We start from the raw sequence: 17,050 nt of genomic DNA, 5'->3' as shown, positions 1-17,050 counted from the left end.
TGAAAACGATTGAATGACCTACGGCAGCGGTAAAAAACACATCAAGTAACAAATCTGCCAGCGACACGACAGGGAATAGATAACACGCGCAAATGCAAAGTATTACCATTCGCGCAAATTTCCTGCCCAACTTGTTGGATACACCCCCATGCCCACCCCTTGCCTGACGCCCATCGCCCTTGGGCTCTCCATGCTGCTGTCTGCCGGTTTTGCCTGCGCGACTACCGTATTGCCCGAGACCTCGATCAATGCCGAAGCGGATGAAGACGACCCACGGGTCAAAGAGACCAACACCGCCACGCGCACCGCGACCTCCGTACGCTATGTGCCCCAGGCGATCGACTCAGTAAAAACCGACAATCTGCGGTCCTACGGCACCAACGACCTGGGCCAGGCGTTAAGCGGTATTCCCAACGTCAGCAGCGGCGCCGACACACGCTTCGACAGCCTGCGCATACGCGGTTTCGACGCCAGCAATGACTTCTATCTGGACGGCATTCGCGACGACAGCCAGTACGTGCGCGACCTGCACAACATCGAGCGTATCGAAGTGCTCAAGGGCCCGGCCGCCGTGCTGTACGGGCGAGGTGGCCAGGGCGGTATCGTCAACCGCGTAAGCAAATTGCCCACGCCGGGCCATAAGTCGAGTATCGAAGCCCAAGGTGGCAGCAACGATTTGCGCAGCCTGTATGCCGACCTGAGCGCCGACCCGAGCGACACCATCAGCCTGCGCCTGAACATGGGCAACCAGGACAACAACAGCTTTCGCGATGGCGTCAGCGGCAACCGCCAGTTGTTTGCGCCGTCGATGAGCTGGCAGCTCACGCCCGACCTGAACTGGCTGGTGCAATACGAATACAGCCGCTATAACCGCACGCCGGACCGTGGCATTCCAGGGGTCAACGGGCGCCCGGCGGATGTGAGCCGCAGCACCACTTATTTCGATCACGGCGACTACATCGACGATAAATCCCAGTCACTGCGTTCCAAGCTCGCCTACGAGCTCAACGCCAACTGGCAACTGCGCCACACCCTCGGTGTGTTCAAGCTCGACAGCGATTTCGACAACACTTACCAGACCGGCTACGACGCGAAAACCAACAGCGTCAGCCGCCAACACTGGCAGCAAGACCTGACCACCCGCAATGTTTTCAACAACCTTGAGCTGGAGGGTGGTTTCGACACATTTGGCCTGGAGCATCGCCTGCTCACCGGTATCGAGCTGGGCAGCCAGCGCCGCGATCCGAAGCTGTACTCGGCTCGGGATGCCAGGACGGTCCCCAGCCTGGACCTCAACCAACCCAATCGCCGCCTGAGCCACACCGGGAGCATGCGACTGTCGAGTTACAACCACACTGAAGTCGAAAGCAGCGCGCTGTACGTGCAGGATCAACTGCGCCTGAACGACCAGTGGCAACTATTGGGCGGGCTGCGTTATGACCGCTTTGAAGTGGACACCACCAGCAAGGTGCTCAACACCCAGGAGAACGTGAAGAGCCACAGCACCAGCCCGCGCGTCGGCCTGGTGTGGACGCCACTGGAGCATCATTCGTTCTATGCCTCGTGGAGCAAGACCTTCTCGCCAGCGGGCGGCGGCCTGATCGGGATCACGCCGAACGCCGCCGGGAACGTCAACGACCTTAGCCCGGAGCTGACCAGGCAGAAGGAAATCGGCGTGAAGAGCGACTGGTTCGACGACCGCCTGAGCACCACCCTCGCCGTGTACGAGCTGGAACTCTACAACCGCCGCACCAGCGACCCGCTGGACCGCACCATCACCCTGCTCACCGGCGAGCAACGCTCACGCGGCGTGGAGCTGACGGCCACCGGCAAGATCATCGACAACTGGTACGTACGCGGCGGTATAGGCCTGCAGGACGCCAAGGTGGAGAAGGACAACAACGGCTTTGAAGGCAAACGTATCAGCGACGTGGCCAAGCGCAATGCCAGCGTGTTCATCACCTGGAAACCGGAAATGGGCTGGTACGCCGAAACCGGTTTGACCCTGGTAGGTGATCGCTACGCCGACAACCTCAACACCGTGGTACTGCCGGGATACGGGCGCTGGGACGCGCTGGCCGGGTTCCGTCAGAAAGAGTGGGACGTGAGGGCGGCGCTGAACAATATTGCCGACAAAAATTACTACGCCTCGGCGACCAGTGCGGCGCAGATTCAACCAGGGGAGCCGCGTAGCCTGGTGGTCACCGGTACCTACAGTTTCTGATATTTCATCTGGCACACTGACTGCAGTGTGCCTTCACTTATTCATCAACTCGCATAACGCCTGCACTTCATCCTCTGTGAACAACCCCACCGGGTAGCGTTCTCTCATCACGCTGCGCAAGTCAGGCACCTGCCTGACCTGTCGCAAGCCGTTTGTCTTCAACCACAGTGCCAACGCATGGATCGCATCGCCGTTGACTCGCAAGGGGTGAAACGTGCGCGTGTTCATCAGGTCGATATCGGCATTCATTTCAGCGCTCTCTCCTGCTGCGTGAGCGGCTAACTTACTCAAGGTTTGTGACAGAACTGCGCAGTCATCGCACAGATTCACTGTGCCGACAGCGATACAAGAGCTATGCCAATGTGCCGTCCGCCTTGGCATTCAGATACAAAAAAGCCCGCGACCTGGCTGGGTCGCGGGCTTGGCTGGAACACTGCGGTTGCGCAGCGCACACGCGCCCTCAAAGCACCGTTACAACTACACTCAATTTCTGTGCGGTGCGGGCTGCTGTTGGGTCAGGCAATGAATATTGCCTCCCCCCAGTAACAGTTCGCGGCCCGGCACCATCACTACTTCGTGCTGCGGGAACAGGCTCTGCAGGATTTGTTTGGCCTGGTGGTCCAGCGGGTCATCGAAACTCGGCGCGATGATGCCGCCGTTGACGATCAGGAAGTTGACGTAGGACCCGGCCAACCGCACGCTCGGGTTACGTTCCTGGCTGCCGTCCACCGGGTCGACACCGGCGCATTCTTCCTCGGTGGCATACAGCGGTCCCGGGATCGGCATTTTATGCACGATGAACGCGCGTCCCTTGGCGTCGGTGCTGTTTTGCAGCACATCCATGGCTGCGTGGCAGCGTGGGTAGTTCGGATCTTGCGGGTCATCGGTCCAGGCCAGCAACACTTCGCCCGGGCGCACATAGCAGCAGAAGTTATCCACATGGCCATCGGTTTCGTCGTTGAACAGGCCATCCGGCAACCAGATGATCTTATCCACCGCGAGGTGATCAGCCAGTACAGCTTCAATGGCCGCACGATCCAGGTGCGGGTTGCGATTGCGGTTCAACAGGCACTCTTCGGTGGTGATCAGGGTGCCTTCGCCATCCACATGAATCGAACCCCCTTCAAGCACGAAGCCTTGGGTGCGATAGCGCGGCGCGCGCTCGATCTCGAGGATCTTGCCGCCTACCTGGGAGTCACGGTTCCATGGTGCATACAGGCCGCCGTCAAAACCACCCCAGGCATTGAAATCCCAATTCACGCCCCGCACCTCGCCGCTGTCGTTGATCACGAACGTGGGGCCCGTATCGCGGACCCAGGCATCGTCGGAAGACATTTCCACCAAGCGAATATTGGGTACATCCAGGCGCGCACGGGCGTTCTCGTACTGGCCGGCGGAAACCGCAACGGTCACGGGCTCAAAGCGGGCGATGGCCTTGGCCACAGCCACGTGGGCGGCCTGCGCAGGCTTACCGCCCAGACGCCAGTTGTCGGGGCGCTCGGGCCAGATCATCCAGGTTTGGGTTTGTGGCGCCCATTCGGCAGGCATATGGAAGCCATCGGCGCGAGGTGTGCTGTGCAGGGTGGTCATGGCGTTCAAAACTCCGAATGGGGTGAAGACCGACTTGATATGGATAAAAATCGGCTTTGGAAGCGCTTAACGATTACAGATCCCGAATATTACACAAAATAGCCGATAACAATCGATCTATCACAGCTGCTCATCCAGTACTTTCGACAACATGTCGACAAAGAAGTCCACGCTTTGCCGGGTGGTCACCATCGGCGGTTTGATCTTGAGAATATTCAGGTAGTCACCCGTAGGCTGCATGAAAATCCCTAATTCCCGAAGACGATCACATAACAGCGCCGTCTCTTGCGTCGCTGGCTCCAGGGTGTGTCGGTCGCGCACCAGTTCCAGGCCCAGATAGAAGCCCGAACCGTGTACCGCTCCGACCAGCGGATGGCGGTCGATCAGCGCTTGCAGCCGAGCCTTGAAATGCCCCCCAACCACCTGGGCGTTTTCCCAGAGTTTCTCTTCTTCCATCACGTCCAGCACCGCCATGCCGATTTGACAACTGACCGGGCTGCCCCCCGATGACGAGAAGAAATACCCTTCGGCCTCCAGCGCCTCGGCAATTTCTCGACGGGTGATCACCGCCCCCAAAGGCTGGCCGTTGCCCATGCCTTTGGCCATGGTGATGATGTCGGGCACCACGCCCTGCTCTTCAAAGCCCCAGAAGAAGTGGCCCATGCGGCCGTACCCTACCTGCACCTCATCGGCGATGCACACGCCCCCCTGGGCACGGACCAAGCCATACACCTGCTGTAAATAACCCGGCGGCAGAGAGATGCCCCCGGCATTGCCGTATACCGGCTCACAGATAAATCCGGCCAACTGGCGCTGGCTTGCGGCAATTTTCGCCAGGTTGTGTTCCACGCTTCGCACGTAGTCCGGTGCGCTGTCCGGCCCGCGGAATTCGCCGCGGTAGGTATTGGGTGCTGTCACCGGGTGCACCCAGTCCGGGCGGCTGCTCAATGCCTGGGGGTTATCGGCAATTGATGTGGATACGGCGTCTGCCGCCACCGACCAGCCGTGGTACGCCTCCAGCACGCTGAGCATGTCGCGCCCGCCGCTGTAGGCCCAGGCCAGGCGAATCGCCAGGTCATTGGCTTCGGTGCCGCTGTTGACCAGGAACACGCGGTCCATGCCCTTGGGCGCCAGCGCCAGCAACCGTTCGGAAAACTCGGCAATCGCGGCATAGTGAAACCGCGAGTTGGTGTTGAGCAGTGACCACTGGCGCGCTGCCACCGCGGCCATGCGCGGGTGACCATGGCCCAGCACGGCTACGTTGTTGAGCATGTCCAGGTAGGATCGGCCCTGCATGTCGATCAGGTGGTTGCGCCAGCCTCGCTCGATACGTGGCGGGTCCACGTAGTAATGCTTCTGGGAGCGGGCGAAGCTGGCATCACGCCGGGCCAGCAGGGCCTGCGGGTCCAGTTCCGGCTCGGCATCGCAGGCCAGCCCCAACAGCGCCGCCGGTGACGGGCACAACGCCTGCCAGGCCGAGGCTCGGGAGGGCGTGCAGAACAGTGGCGGCTCAAGGTCGGCGCTGCATAACTGCACAATCAACGGCGCGTGAACCTCACCCATTACTTGCCCTTTCACCACCAACGCTCCAGGCGTGAGTGACGTTTTTAAGCCCCACACACGCAGGCTCAGCCTAGGGTCGTGCAAGCACAGCAAGCCATCGGCGCCTTCACGCAGCGTGCCTGCAAAGGGGGCTTGCAGCACGCTGCCGTGGGGCAGGTGCAGTTCGACATGGAGGGGGAAGGTCTGCGGCTCTACCGCGCTGTCGGCACAGGTACGCGACAAGCGGTATTGCCCATACCGGCTGGCCGCCAGCCCATGTACTGCCGCTGCTTCAGCCAGCAACCGCCGATCTGTTCCCGGGGTTTCCCAATTACCGGCCTCCCAATGCGGGCTGAGTACGCCCAGGTCGATCAGCGCGAACTCGCGGCCCACCAGGCCCGGCAACAAGGGTGCAAAGTCATGGCTGGCAACCGGTGGCAACGTCTCGCCAACGCCAGTGAGAATCGCCGCTTGCATCAGCGCAAACGGCACCGCCGTCGCAACATGGAAAATTTCCCACTCGTGCTCAGCGTTTTTCTTTAAATACGTGTTATCCGGGTCCAGGCGTTGCTGCTGTTCACCGCTGAGCACCAGCACCGCCGCACGTGCGACGATCAGCGGCCACAACACCTCCAACTCTTCGCGCTGTAACGGCATCACCGCGTGACAGGCCTGGATTGCCGGCAGAATCGCAAACGGGTCACCGTGGGCGTGGTGCAACAGGGACGCGCAGGTTACCGACAGGTCAGCAATCCGCCAGGTGTGCACCAAATCGCCGAAATCAATCACGCCGTGGATACGCCAGCGCCGCTGGGCATCACGCTGGCACACCACATTGTCATCGGTGATGTCCAGATGTACCGCTTGCCACGGCAGGCGTGGTGCCAAAGGTTGGACATACGCCTCGACCTGCGTGGCTACGCGCTCCAATACGGCGCGTTGCGGCAGGTCAGGCAAGGTTGCCAGCAGATGAGTGATCAACGCCTGCGCATGGCGCGGATCCCACTGCAGGGTGCGCGCAAGGCCCGGATGCTCGAAACCTTGCAGCGCGAGGCTCATCTGCGCGCACATCTCACCGAAGCCTGCGATCACATCGCGGCCCAGGTGCGGTAAATGCGTGAGGGGCTGGCCGTCGATGTACTCCAGTAGCCGCAGGTGCAGGGTGTGCCCGTCGACGCTTACCGTCAGCAGCTCATTACCATCCAACGCTTGAATCACCTTGGGCACGCGCAGATGGTCATGTGCTTGCAGACTATTGAGGGCCGCGTGTTGGGCCTCGAGTTCAACGGCGGCGTAGTCACCGCGGCAGATTTTGAGAACAAAACGGCCCTGGGCGTTGTCAATCTTATAGTTGAGGTCTTGTTGACTGCCCAACGCTTGCAGCACACCGCTCATCCCATAATGCCGCTCGAGCAGGCTTGCCGCCTGGTCGGGGCTTACTTGTGGGCAAGGTAAACTGGCGCGGTGGGTCAATGTGGCTAACGACATTGTGACGACCTTTGTTTTTTCAGTCGTCTATATCGCCATTGTTCCGGGTCACAAGGCAACCCCCAGTAAACGCCGGACTTGCACCACCCGGCCCTCACAACTCAAGCTATGCTTCATTCGCTTAATGTCCATCTAAGGAAAGGGCCCTCCGATATGCGCATTCTCGTTACTGGCGGCGCTGGCTTTATCGGCTCAGCCCTGATCCGCTATTTGATTCAAGATACCGAACATGAAGTGCTCAATCTGGACAAGCTCACCTATGCCGGCAACCTGGAGTCGCTGACCAGCATCGCGTCCAACAGCCGCTATGAGTTTGTCCAGGCCGATATCATCGACCAGGCCGCCGTCAGCGCCGTACTCGCACGCTTTGAACCTGATGCGATCATGCACTTGGCGGCCGAGTCCCACGTTGACCGCTCCATTGACGGTCCGTCGGATTTTATCCAGACCAACATCGTCGGCACCTACAGCCTGCTGGAAGCCACACGGGCTTACTGGCAGAAGCTGGCAGAACCGGCCAAAAGCGCGTTCCGCTTCCACCACATTTCCACTGACGAGGTGTATGGCGACCTGCACGGCGTAGACGACCTCTTCACCGAAACCACCCCTTACGCGCCCAGCTCTCCCTACTCCGCGAGCAAGGCGGCATCCGACCACCTGGTACGCGCCTGGCAGCGTACATACGGCCTGCCGGTACTGCTGACCAATTGCTCGAACAACTACGGGCCATTCCACTTCCCCGAAAAATTGATCCCGCTGGTTATTCTCAACGCCTTGGCGGGCAAGCCACTGCCTGTCTACGGCGATGGTTTGCAGGTACGTGACTGGCTGTTCGTCGAGGATCATGCCCGTGCACTGCTCAAAGTGGTCACCACTGGGGTGGTGGGCGAGACCTACAACATCGGTGGTCATAACGAGCAGAAGAACATCGACGTGGTACGTGGCATTTGCGGCCTGCTGGAAGAGCTGGCGCCGCAGCGCCCCGCCGGCGTGGCAAAATTCACTGACCTGATCACCTTCGTCAAGGATCGCCCTGGCCACGACCAGCGCTACGCCATCGACGCCAGCAAGATCGAACGCGAACTGGGCTGGGTCCCGGAAGAAACCTTTGAGACAGGACTGCGCAAAACCGTGCAGTGGTACCTCGATAACCTGGAATGGTGCCGCAGGGTCCAGGACGGTAGTTATCAGGGCGAACGATTGGGCAACACCGACTTGAAGGATCTAATCGCATGATGAAGGGCATCGTATTGGCTGGCGGCTCCGGCACCCGCTTGCACCCCATTACTCTGGGAGTGTCCAAACAGCTGTTGCCGGTGTACGACAAACCCATGATCTACTACCCGATATCCGTGCTGATGCTTGCCGGGATCAAGGACATCCTGGTGATCTCCACGCCGGTAGACTTGCCACAGTACCGAAACCTGCTGGGAGATGGCAGCCAGTTTGGCGTGCATTTCACCTATGCCGAACAGCCGTCTCCAGACGGGTTGGCTCAAGCATTTATCATTGGCGAAGAGTTCATCGGTGATGACGCCGTGTGCCTGATTCTGGGGGACAACATCTTCCACGGCCAACATTTTAGTGATCAATTACGCACTGCAGCCGAGCGTTCATCGGGCGCTACGGTATTCGGCTACTGGGTAAAAGACCCGGAGCGCTTCGGTGTGATTGATTTCGACAAAGAGGGCCGCGCCCTGTCCATTGAAGAAAAACCGGCGAAGCCCAAGTCACCCTATGCCGTCACCGGCCTGTATTTCTACGATAACGACGTGATCAAGATCGCCAAGGCCGTCAAGCCTTCGCCGCGCGGCGAGTTGGAAATCACCGACGTCAACAACGCCTATCTTCAGCGCGGCGACCTGCATGTAGAACGCTTCGGTCGCGGCTTTGCCTGGCTCGACACCGGCACCCATGACAGCCTGCTGGAGGCCTCGACTTACGTGCAGACCATCGAGCACCGCCAGGGCTTGAAAGTGGCTTGCCTGGAAGAGATCGCCTACGAAAACGGCTGGATCGACCGCGACTATCTGCTGGAACGCGCCAAATACTTTGGCAAGACCGGCTATGGCCAGTACCTGTATTCCCTCGCCGGAGAGACCCAGTGAACGTAGTTGAAACCACACTACCCGGCGTGCTGATCCTCGAGCCAAAGGTATTCGGTGACGAGCGCGGTTTCTTCTACGAAAGCTTCAACGCCCGCGCTTTTGAAGCAGCTACCGGGCTCAAGCGTGATTTTGTGCAGGACAACCACTCGCGCTCGCAAAAAGGCGTACTACGGGGCTTGCACTATCAGCTTGAGCACACTCAAGGCAAGCTGGTGCGTGTCACTCACGGCGAAGTGCTGGATGTAGCCGTCGACATCCGTCGCAGCTCCCCAAACTTCGGAAACTGGGTGGGTGTACGCCTGTCGGCACAGAACCATCGTCAATTGTGGGTGCCAGAAGGTTTTGCACATGGTTTCGTGGTGTTGAGCGACCACGCAGAGTTCCTGTACAAAACCACCGATTACTACCAGCCAAGCGCCGAGCGCAGCATTCTCTGGAATGACCCAACGCTGGCTATCGACTGGGAGCTGGCCGAACCGCCGCAATTGTCTGCCAAAGACCAGGTCGGAAAACTGCTGATGGAAGCCGACCTGTTCCCATGAAAATATTAATCACCGGCCAACACGGCCAAGTCTCCCTGGAGCTGCAACAGCGGCTCCAGGGTCTTGGCGAACTCGTCATCCTGGGCCGCGACCAGCTTGACCTGGCCGACGCTGACCTCATCCGCCAACAGGTACGCGCCCACCGCCCTGGCCTGATCATCAACGCGGCAGCCCACACTGCCGTCGATCTGGCCGAGAGCGAACCGGACGCAGCCTTTGCGATCAACGCCATCGCCCCCGGCATCCTCGCCGAGGAAGCCAAGGCACTGGGCATCCCGCTGATTCATTACTCGACCGACTACGTGTTCGATGGCAGCAAACCTGCCCCTTACATCGAAAGCGACACACCCAACCCTTTGGGTGTCTATGGTCAGAGCAAACTGGCGGGTGAACAGGCGATTGCTGCCGTAGGTGGCGAACACCTGATCTTGCGCACCAGTTGGGTGTACTCGAGCCATGGCAAGAATTTCCTGCTGACCATGCAGCGCCTGCTGCAGGAAAAACCGCAGATGCGCATCGTCGCCGACCAGATCGGTGCGCCGACCTGGGCCGGGACCATCGCCAGCAGCACCCGCGCGCTGATTCAGCAGTGGCAGGCTGGCAAGGCCGGGGACTGGGGCGTTTACCACCTCACCGCACAAGGTGAGACCTCGTGGTTCGGCTTTGCCCAAGCCATTGGCGAGCAATTGCGGATCGAAGGCAAAGCCTGCGCCGAACTGGAGCCGATCCCTTCCAGTGCCTACCCCACCCCCGCCAAGCGCCCGCTGAACTCGCGCCTGGATTGCTCGCGTCTGCAACAGCAATGGCACGTCAGCCAGCCCCATTGGCAAGATGCATTGCACGAGTGTCTTGCCAGGCAGCACTAGGCATAATGCGCCTGTACCCACAGGCGCACACTCCCCATGACTCCACCCCTTCCGCGAAGACCCCGCTGGCGCAGCCTCGCCCTGCTGGCATTGTGCTTGGCACCGCTGTTATGGCCGCTGGAGCATTTGGCCGAGCGCTACTATCGCAGCGAATTGGCCGGGCAAAACCGCCAGACTCTCGACCTGTATGTCGCCAACCTGTTGGGCACCCTGCACCGCTACGAAGTGTTGCCGCAAATCCTCGGCGATTTGCCGGCCCTGCGCATCGCCCTGGACGCACCTCACGTCAGTACCAACCTGGCCAATGCCAACCTGTTGCTCAAGGATGTCGCCGACCAGGCGGGCGTAGAAGTGATGTACCTGATGGACACCACCGGCAAGACCCTTGCCGCTTCCAACTGGGACAAACAAGACAGCTTCGTCGGGCGCAATTTCTCCTTTCGCCCCTATTTCAGCGAAGCCATGGCCGGGCGCCTGGGTCGGTTTTTCGGCCTGGGCACCACCTCAGCCAAGCGCGGATACTTCTTCGCCGCCGCGGTGCGTGACGGCGACACCATCATCGGCGTGCTGGTGGTCAAGGTCGACCTTGATCACACCGAAAGCCTGTGGGGCAATACCCCGGAACAACTGCTGGTCACCGACCACAACGGCGTGGTGATCCTCACCTCGCGCCCGCAATGGCGATTCCGCGCCACACGGCCACTGACCGCCGAAGAACGCCAGGCCATCATCGCCATCCAGCCCTACCCCACCCGCGACCCGCAGCCGCTGAGCCTGAGCAGCAGCGCCTGGCTGCGCCAATCCACGGCCATCGCCGAAACCGGCTGGAATGTGGAAATCCTGGCGCCACGCTCGCTGATCAACCGTCCGGTGCGCACGGTTGTCGCCGTGGGCGGTGCCACGTTGTTGGTGCTGATGCTGTTGCTGGGATTGCTGATGCAGCGCCGTCGGCACTATCTGGAACGCATCGCCTTCGAAGCCAAGGCCCGCCGTGAGCTGGAAATGCGCGTGGCCGAGCGTACCAGCGACCTGGAGGGCCTGAACCGGCGCCTGAAACAGGAAGTGTTGGAGCGCGAACACGCCCAGCAGGAACTGGTGCGCGCCCAGGACGACCTGGTCCAGGCCGGTAAACTCTCCGCCTTGGGCACCATGTCAGCGAGTATCAGCCATGAGCTGAACCAACCGTTGGCGGCGATTCGCAGCTATGCAGAAAACGCCGAAATCCTCCTCGACCATGAGCGCACCAGCGATGCCCGCGGCAACCTCAAACTGATCAGCGAGCTGACCGGGCGCATGGCCTCGATCATCGCCCATTTGCGTGCATTCGCTCGCCGTGATCGTCACGCGCCGGAGAGCGTAGCCTTGCAACCGGCCCTGGATGACGCCCTGGCGTTGCTGGCCAAACGGCGGCGCTCGATGGAAGTGGAATTGATCCGCGACCTGCCGGAGGCAACCCTGTGGGTGCAGGCCGGCGAAACCCGTCTGCGCCAGGTACTGGGTAACTTGCTGGCCAACGCCCTGGACGCCCTCACCGAAAAAGGCCCGCCGCGCAAACTCTGGCTGAGTGCCGAAACCACGCCCCAGGGCGTCAACCTGTACATTCGCGACAACGGCCCAGGCTTTTGCATGGAAGCCCTGGGCCGCGCCAGCGAGCCGTTCTACACCACTAAGACGCGCACCCAGGGCCTGGGCCTGGGCCTGGCAATCTGCGACACCCTGATGCGCGCCTTTGGTGGCGAACTGTTGTTCGCCAACCACAAGGAAGGCGGCGCGCTGTTAACCTTGAAATTGCGTGCCGGCTCGCCGGGCGTCAGTCTGCAACCGTCCGAGGACCGCAGTGTATGAGCATCGACAACCAGATTCAGGTGGTGTTGATCGACGACGATCCACACCTGCGCCAAGCCCTGTGCCAAACCCTGGACCTGGCCGGACTCAAAGTCCTGCCCCTGGGCGAAGCCACCGGCCTCACCGCACGCCTGTCCCGCGACTGGCCTGGCGTGGTGGTCAGCGACATCCGTATGCCCGGCATAGACGGCCTGGAGCTGCTGGCCGAACTGCATGGCCAGGACCCGGACCTGCCGGTGCTGCTGATCACCGGCCACGGCGACGTGCCGTTGGCGGTACAGGCCATGCGTGCCGGCGCGTATGACTTTCTGGAAAAACCCTTCGCCAGCGACGCACTGCTCGACAGCGTGCGCCGCGCCCTGGCCTTGCGTCGCCTGGTGCTGGACAACCGCAGCCTGCGCCTGGCCCTCAGCGATCGTCAGCAACTGAGCACGCGCCTGGTGGGGCACTCCCCGCAAATGTTGCGCCTGCGCGAGCAGATTGGCGCCTTGGCCGCGACCAAGGCCGATGTGCTGATCCTTGGCGAAACCGGTGCTGGCAAAGAAGTCGTCGCCCGCGCCCTGCATGACCTTTCAAGCCGCCGCAGTGGCCCATTTGTGGCGATCAACGCCGGGGCGCTGGCCGAATCGGTGGTCGAAAGCGAACTGTTCGGCCATGAGCCGGGGGCGTTCACCGGCGCGCAGAAACGCCGCATCGGCAAGTTCGAGTTCGCCAATGGCGGCACGCTGTTTCTCGATGAAATCGAAAGCATGAGCCTGGATGTGCAGGTCAAGTTGCTGCGCCTGTTGCAGGAGCGCGTGGTGGAGCGCTTGGGTGGCAATCAGCTGATCCCGCTGGATATCCGCATTATCGCCGCCACCAAGGAAGACCTGCGCCAAGCCGCCGACCAGGGCCGTTTCCGTGCCGACTTGTATTACCGCCTCAACGTCGCACCGCTACGCATCCCGCCCCTGCGCGAGCGTGGTGAAGATGCATTGATGCTGTTCCAGCACTTCGCCGACGAGGCCAGCAGCCGCCACGGCCTGCCCCTGCATGAGCTGCAACCGGGCCAACGCGCGCTGTTATTGCGCCACAGCTGGCCGGGCAATGTGCGGGAACTGCAAAACGCCGCCGAGCGTTTCGCCCTGGGCCTGGAGTTGGCGCTCGATAGCGCCCAGGACAATCCCGCCGCGGGCGTGCTGACGTCCACGCTCGGCGGCTTGAGCGAGCAAGTCGAGCAGTTCGAAAAAAGCTTGATCGCCGCCGAACTCACCCGCCCTCACAGCTCCGTGCGCAGCCTCGCCGAAGCGTTGGGCGTGCCGCGCAAGACCTTGCACGACAAGTTACGCAAACACGGTCTGAACTTCGCCGACAGCACCAGCCACAGCGCCGACGACGAATGAACCCGCCTACCACCAAGAGACCGCTATGAGCCGCGACAGCCGTTACCTGGAAGCCGTCCTTCACCAAGACATTCCCCTCACCCGGGAGATGGGTCTGAAGGTGCTCGACTGGCGACACGACCAACTGCAGCTGCACCTGCCCTTGCAAGCCAATATCAACCACAAAAGCACCATGTTCGGTGGCAGCCTCTACTGTGGCGCCGTACTGGCAGGCTGGGGTTGGCTGCACCTGAAGCTGCGCGAAGCGGGGATAGAAGACGGTCATATCGTGATTCAGGAAGGGCAGATCAGCTATCCGCTGCCGGTGACGCAGGATGCAACGGCCATTTGCGCGGCGCCGGAAGAAAAAGTGTGGAAGCGTTTCCTGGCGACGTACAAGCGTTATGGACGGGCGCGGTTGGCGCTGGAGACATGGATTGTGAATGAAGGCAGTGAGGAGCGTGCAGTGGCCTTTACCGGCCAGTACGTCCTGCACCGCTAGCAGCCATTACATAAAATAAAAGTGGGAGCTGGCTTGCCTGCGATAGCGGTGGATCAGCCAATACCTGTATGACTGACACTCCGTCATCGCGGGCAAGCGATGCTCCCACATTTTGCTCTGCAGTGATCTTAAGATCTGGCCAGGGTCAACAGGCGCTCACGCCATGCGGCCTTGGCTGGCAGCGCCAGAAAGAACGGGTTCAATAGCGATTCCCGCGCCGGGTAGCTGAACGGCTGACCATTCAACTCCAACACTTCACCTCCCGCGCCTTCCAGTACGCCCTGTGCCGCAGCGGTATCCCACTGTGAGGTCGGTGCCAGGCGCGGATAGCAGTCAGCACTGCCTTCGGCCAGCAGGCAAAACTTCAACGAGCTGCCGATATTCGCCAGCTTCAGCGCGCCCAAACCTTCGCTCAAGCCATCCAGCAGGCGTTCCTGCTCAGGGCTGGTATGCCGACGACTGGCGACCACAGTAAAGGCTTCGCCCACGGCCGGGGTCTGGCGTACCTGGATCTGCTTGGGTGCGGCCTTCACATCTGAACGCCATGCCCCAAGGCCCGCGCCACCGAAGTAGCAACGGCCAGTGGTCGGCATCGACACTACGCCGAACACCACGCGGCCCTGTTCGATCAAGGCAATATTGACAGTGAATTCTTCGCTGCCGGAAATGAATTCCTTGGTGCCATCCAATGGGTCCACCAACCACCAGCGCTGCCACTGGGCACGCACGCTCAGATCGATATCGGCGTCTTCTTCGGAGAGTACCGGAATACTCGGATCAAGCGCGGTCAGGCCCGCGAGAATCAGATGGTGAGCGGCCAGATCGGCAGCCGTCACCGGCGAATCATCCGCTTTGGAGGTCACGGCTACATTGGCGCGCCAGTAGGGCAGGATAGCTTCGCCGGCCTGGCGGGCCAGCTCAATCACGGGGGCGATAAACGGGTGGCCTAAAAACAGTTCGCTCATGCGTTGAACGCTCCACGCTGGGTCAACAGATCGCGTACCAGGTACAGCGCGGCAAGCGCTCGGCCCTCGCTGAATTGCTCGTTTTGCGCAAGCGCCGAAAGCTCCCGCAGGTTGACCCTGTCCACGCGCATCGGCTCAGGCTCATCGCCCTCCAGGCGCTCTTCGTAAAGGTCGGTGGCCAGTACTACCTGAATTTTCTGGCTCATATAGCCCGGCGATAACGACAGCTCGGTGATGTGCTCCAACTGCCGTGCGCCATAGCCAGCTTCTTCCTTGAGCTCGCGGTCCGCCGCCGCCAGCACGTCCTCGCCGGGCTCGATCAAGCCTTTGGGCAAGGACAATTCATATTCGTCAGTGCCACCGCAGTACTCTTCGACCAGCAATGCATGATCCTCGTCGATCATCGCCACAATCATCACCGCGCCGTAGCCCGCGCCGCGCCCCACCAGGCGCTCGTAGGTCCGTTCAACGCCATTGGAAAAGCGCAACTGCACTTCCTCCACGCGGAACAAACGGCTACTGGCGACTATTTCGCGGGCGAGGACGGTGGGTTTCTGGCGCATAAGCGGCTCCTTGGCGTGATCGGGTTACTATACCGTGGCTTTTCCGATTGTCTGTGTCGGATATCTTTACTTACATGAGAACGCACCATGCCCTCTTTGCCCTGGCACGCCATCGACACCGTCCTGCTGGACATGGACGGCACCCTGCTCGACCTGCATTACGACAACCATTTCTGGATGGAACACCTGCCCCACCGCTACGCCGAACTGCACGGCGTGAGCCGGGCCATGGCCGAAATGGAGTTGCAGCCTTTGTTTGAGCGTAACGCCGGACAGTTGCAATGGTATTGCCTGGATTTCTGGAGCACTGAACTGGCGATCCCGGTGCGCGAACTCAAGTTGGAAACCGCCCACCTGATCGCCCTGCGCCCGGATGCCGATACTTTTCTGAAGGCGATCAAACAGGCCGGCAAGCGCGTGATCATGATCACCAACGCTCATCGTGATTCGCTGTCATTGAAGTTGGAACGCATTGAACTGGCGCCGTATTTCGAGCGATTGATCAGCTCCCATGACTACGGTTTTCCCAAGGAAAACCCACAGTTCTGGGAAGCGTTGCAAGCCGATATCCACTTTGACCCGGCCCGTAGTCTGTTTATCGATGACACCTTGCCGATCCTGCGCAGTGCCAGGGATTTCGGCGTGGGGCATTTGCTGGCGGTGAAAGAGCCGGATAGCAAGAAAGGCCCGAAGGACACCGCAGAGTTCGCGGCAGGAGAGGATTACCGCGATCTCATTGTCGGGCTCTGAACCCATGTGGGAGGGGGCTTGCTCCCGATGGCGGTGTATCAGCCAAGTATCAGGTGACTGAACCACCGCCATCGGGAGCAAGCCCCCTCCCACATTTTGTCCTGCGTATTACTCAGGGATACGCAGTGTCTGGCCTGGATAGATTTTGTCCGGGTGCGACAGCAGCGGCTTGTTGGCCTCGAAAATCTTGTTGTACTGGTTGGCGTTACCGTACACCGCGAGAGAAATCGCGCTGAGTGTGTCGCCCTTTTTCACCACAACGAAGCGAGCAGCGGCCACGGTTGGACCGGTTACAGTGATCTGGTCGTCTACGCTTGCCACGCCGGCAATGTTACCCAGCGCCAAAAGGATCTTTTCTTTCTCTTCCTGGCTCGCCACTTCACCAGTCACAGTGACCTTGTCGCCGTCCACCGTGGTCTGCACGTTTGGATTACCCAGGCCCACCTTGCTCACATGTTCCTTCAGCTGCTCACTGGCATTCGCATTACCCGGCGTCAACAGGTCGACAATCTTTTCGCCGGCTTCTTTGATAAAGCTAAAAATACTCATGGTGCGCTCTCCTTGGGATTTAATTTCCAGATGCCCAAGACTAGACCAGTCCAGCAGACTTGGGTTCCAAACCGGCTAAAGACTCAAAAGTATCCAGATCCGCCGTCCCTGGAATAAGCCCCCGGCGAAATGGGCGGGAACCTTGATCGACGCCA

The 17,050-nt window shown here is 60.5% G+C and carries 15 protein-coding genes; 9 read left to right on the top strand and 6 right to left on the bottom strand.

Annotated elements, in window-relative coordinates:
• The first annotated feature begins 148 nt into the window (after nucleotides 1-148).
• Entirely contained in the window at nucleotides 149-2,224 is a 2,076-nt protein-coding gene (locus PSEBG33_RS25225; protein ID WP_005783869.1) for a TonB-dependent receptor, read from the top strand.
• Nucleotides 2,225-2,257: 33 nt separating this feature from the next.
• On the opposite strand, the gene PSEBG33_RS25230 is transcribed toward PSEBG33_RS25225, so the two are convergent.
• From PSEBG33_RS25230 to PSEBG33_RS25240, 3 genes are all read right to left on the bottom strand, one after another.
• The gene (locus tag PSEBG33_RS25230; protein ID WP_005783867.1) at nucleotides 2,258-2,473 is read right to left on the bottom strand and encodes a hypothetical protein; all 216 of its coding nucleotides are present in this window, start codon (nucleotides 2,471-2,473) and stop codon (nucleotides 2,258-2,260) included.
• Nucleotides 2,474-2,707: 234 nt separating this feature from the next.
• Nucleotides 2,708-3,814, bottom strand: coding sequence for an agmatine deiminase (aguA, locus tag PSEBG33_RS25235; protein ID WP_005783865.1), 1,107 nt, complete (start codon nucleotides 3,812-3,814; stop codon nucleotides 2,708-2,710).
• A gap of 120 nt (nucleotides 3,815-3,934) precedes the next feature.
• The gene (locus PSEBG33_RS25240; RefSeq protein WP_005783863.1) at nucleotides 3,935-6,844 is read right to left on the bottom strand and encodes an aminotransferase; all 2,910 of its coding nucleotides are present in this window, start codon (nucleotides 6,842-6,844) and stop codon (nucleotides 3,935-3,937) included.
• 153 nt (nucleotides 6,845-6,997) lie between these two features.
• On the opposite strand from PSEBG33_RS25240, the gene rfbB reads away from it, so the two are divergent.
• The 7 genes from rfbB to PSEBG33_RS25275 are packed head-to-tail and all read left to right on the top strand — an operon-like array spanning nucleotide 6,998 to nucleotide 14,068.
• A complete protein-coding gene (rfbB, locus tag PSEBG33_RS25245; RefSeq protein ID WP_005783861.1) occupies nucleotides 6,998-8,080 on the top strand; it encodes a dTDP-glucose 4,6-dehydratase in 1,083 nt (360 codons plus the stop codon).
• Nucleotides 8,077-8,952, top strand: coding sequence for a glucose-1-phosphate thymidylyltransferase RfbA (rfbA, locus tag PSEBG33_RS25250; protein ID WP_005783860.1), 876 nt, complete (start codon nucleotides 8,077-8,079; stop codon nucleotides 8,950-8,952). Before rfbB ends, rfbA begins: the two co-directional genes overlap by 4 nt.
• On the top strand, nucleotides 8,949-9,494 hold the full coding sequence (gene rfbC / locus PSEBG33_RS25255) for a dTDP-4-dehydrorhamnose 3,5-epimerase (protein ID WP_005783858.1): 546 nt from the start codon (nucleotides 8,949-8,951) through the stop codon (nucleotides 9,492-9,494). The genes rfbA and rfbC overlap by 4 nt, the downstream gene beginning before the upstream one ends.
• Nucleotides 9,491-10,360, top strand: a complete 870-nt coding sequence (gene rfbD / locus PSEBG33_RS25260) for a dTDP-4-dehydrorhamnose reductase (RefSeq protein ID WP_005783856.1) — start codon at nucleotides 9,491-9,493, stop codon at nucleotides 10,358-10,360. The genes rfbC and rfbD overlap by 4 nt, the downstream gene beginning before the upstream one ends.
• A 36-nt stretch (nucleotides 10,361-10,396) precedes the next feature.
• On the top strand, nucleotides 10,397-12,205 hold the full coding sequence (locus tag PSEBG33_RS25265; RefSeq protein ID WP_005783854.1) for a sensor histidine kinase: 1,809 nt from the start codon (nucleotides 10,397-10,399) through the stop codon (nucleotides 12,203-12,205).
• Entirely contained in the window at nucleotides 12,202-13,587 is a 1,386-nt protein-coding gene (locus PSEBG33_RS25270) for a sigma-54-dependent transcriptional regulator (RefSeq protein WP_005783852.1), read from the top strand. Before PSEBG33_RS25265 ends, PSEBG33_RS25270 begins: the two co-directional genes overlap by 4 nt.
• A 25-nt stretch (nucleotides 13,588-13,612) precedes the next feature.
• Nucleotides 13,613-14,068: a thioesterase domain-containing protein gene (locus tag PSEBG33_RS25275; protein ID WP_005783849.1), complete on the top strand. Its 456-nt coding sequence runs from the start codon at nucleotides 13,613-13,615 to the stop codon at nucleotides 14,066-14,068.
• A 128-nt stretch (nucleotides 14,069-14,196) separates the two neighbouring features.
• Here the strand turns inward: PSEBG33_RS25275 and cysQ are convergent, their stop codons facing one another.
• On the bottom strand, nucleotides 14,197-15,033 hold the full coding sequence (gene cysQ / locus PSEBG33_RS25280; protein WP_005783847.1) for a 3'(2'),5'-bisphosphate nucleotidase CysQ: 837 nt from the start codon (nucleotides 15,031-15,033) through the stop codon (nucleotides 14,197-14,199).
• The gene (nudE, locus tag PSEBG33_RS25285; protein WP_005783845.1) at nucleotides 15,030-15,596 is read right to left on the bottom strand and encodes an ADP compounds hydrolase NudE; all 567 of its coding nucleotides are present in this window, start codon (nucleotides 15,594-15,596) and stop codon (nucleotides 15,030-15,032) included. Before nudE ends, cysQ begins: the two co-directional genes overlap by 4 nt.
• A gap of 87 nt (nucleotides 15,597-15,683) precedes the next feature.
• Between nudE and yrfG the strand changes: the two genes are divergently transcribed.
• Entirely contained in the window at nucleotides 15,684-16,346 is a 663-nt protein-coding gene (yrfG, locus tag PSEBG33_RS25290; protein WP_005783843.1) for a GMP/IMP nucleotidase, read from the top strand.
• A gap of 108 nt (nucleotides 16,347-16,454) precedes the next feature.
• Here the strand turns inward: yrfG and lysM are convergent, their stop codons facing one another.
• Nucleotides 16,455-16,895 (bottom strand): peptidoglycan-binding protein LysM, encoded by a 441-nt coding sequence (gene lysM, locus PSEBG33_RS25295; protein WP_005783841.1) that lies wholly within the window; start codon nucleotides 16,893-16,895, stop codon nucleotides 16,455-16,457.
• Nucleotides 16,896-17,050: the final 155 nt, after the last annotated feature.

It is taken from the genome of Pseudomonas synxantha BG33R, assembly GCF_000263715.2.
Classification (GTDB): domain Bacteria; phylum Pseudomonadota; class Gammaproteobacteria; order Pseudomonadales; family Pseudomonadaceae; genus Aquipseudomonas; species Aquipseudomonas synxantha_A.
Note: the sequence above shows the minus strand (reverse complement) of the source record. Positions and strands in the feature narration are given on the sequence as shown.

Coding starts and splice junctions, on each gene's coding strand:
- PSEBG33_RS25225 (WP_005783869.1), top strand. CDS start 149: ATGCCCACCCCTTGCCTGACGCCCATCGCCCTTGGGCTCTCCATGCTG.
- PSEBG33_RS25230 (WP_005783867.1), bottom strand. CDS start 2,473: ATGAATGCCGATATCGACCTGATGAACACGCGCACGTTTCACCCCTTG.
- aguA (WP_005783865.1), bottom strand. CDS start 3,814: ATGACCACCCTGCACAGCACACCTCGCGCCGATGGCTTCCATATGCCT.
- PSEBG33_RS25240 (WP_005783863.1), bottom strand. CDS start 6,844: ATGTCGTTAGCCACATTGACCCACCGCGCCAGTTTACCTTGCCCACAA.
- rfbB (WP_005783861.1), top strand. CDS start 6,998: ATGCGCATTCTCGTTACTGGCGGCGCTGGCTTTATCGGCTCAGCCCTG.
- rfbA (WP_005783860.1), top strand. CDS start 8,077: ATGATGAAGGGCATCGTATTGGCTGGCGGCTCCGGCACCCGCTTGCAC.
- rfbD (WP_005783856.1), top strand. CDS start 9,491: ATGAAAATATTAATCACCGGCCAACACGGCCAAGTCTCCCTGGAGCTG.
- PSEBG33_RS25265 (WP_005783854.1), top strand. CDS start 10,397: ATGACTCCACCCCTTCCGCGAAGACCCCGCTGGCGCAGCCTCGCCCTG.
- PSEBG33_RS25270 (WP_005783852.1), top strand. CDS start 12,202: ATGAGCATCGACAACCAGATTCAGGTGGTGTTGATCGACGACGATCCA.
- PSEBG33_RS25275 (WP_005783849.1), top strand. CDS start 13,613: ATGAGCCGCGACAGCCGTTACCTGGAAGCCGTCCTTCACCAAGACATT.
- cysQ (WP_005783847.1), bottom strand. CDS start 15,033: ATGAGCGAACTGTTTTTAGGCCACCCGTTTATCGCCCCCGTGATTGAG.
- nudE (WP_005783845.1), bottom strand. CDS start 15,596: ATGCGCCAGAAACCCACCGTCCTCGCCCGCGAAATAGTCGCCAGTAGC.
- yrfG (WP_005783843.1), top strand. CDS start 15,684: ATGCCCTCTTTGCCCTGGCACGCCATCGACACCGTCCTGCTGGACATG.
- lysM (WP_005783841.1), bottom strand. CDS start 16,895: ATGAGTATTTTTAGCTTTATCAAAGAAGCCGGCGAAAAGATTGTCGAC.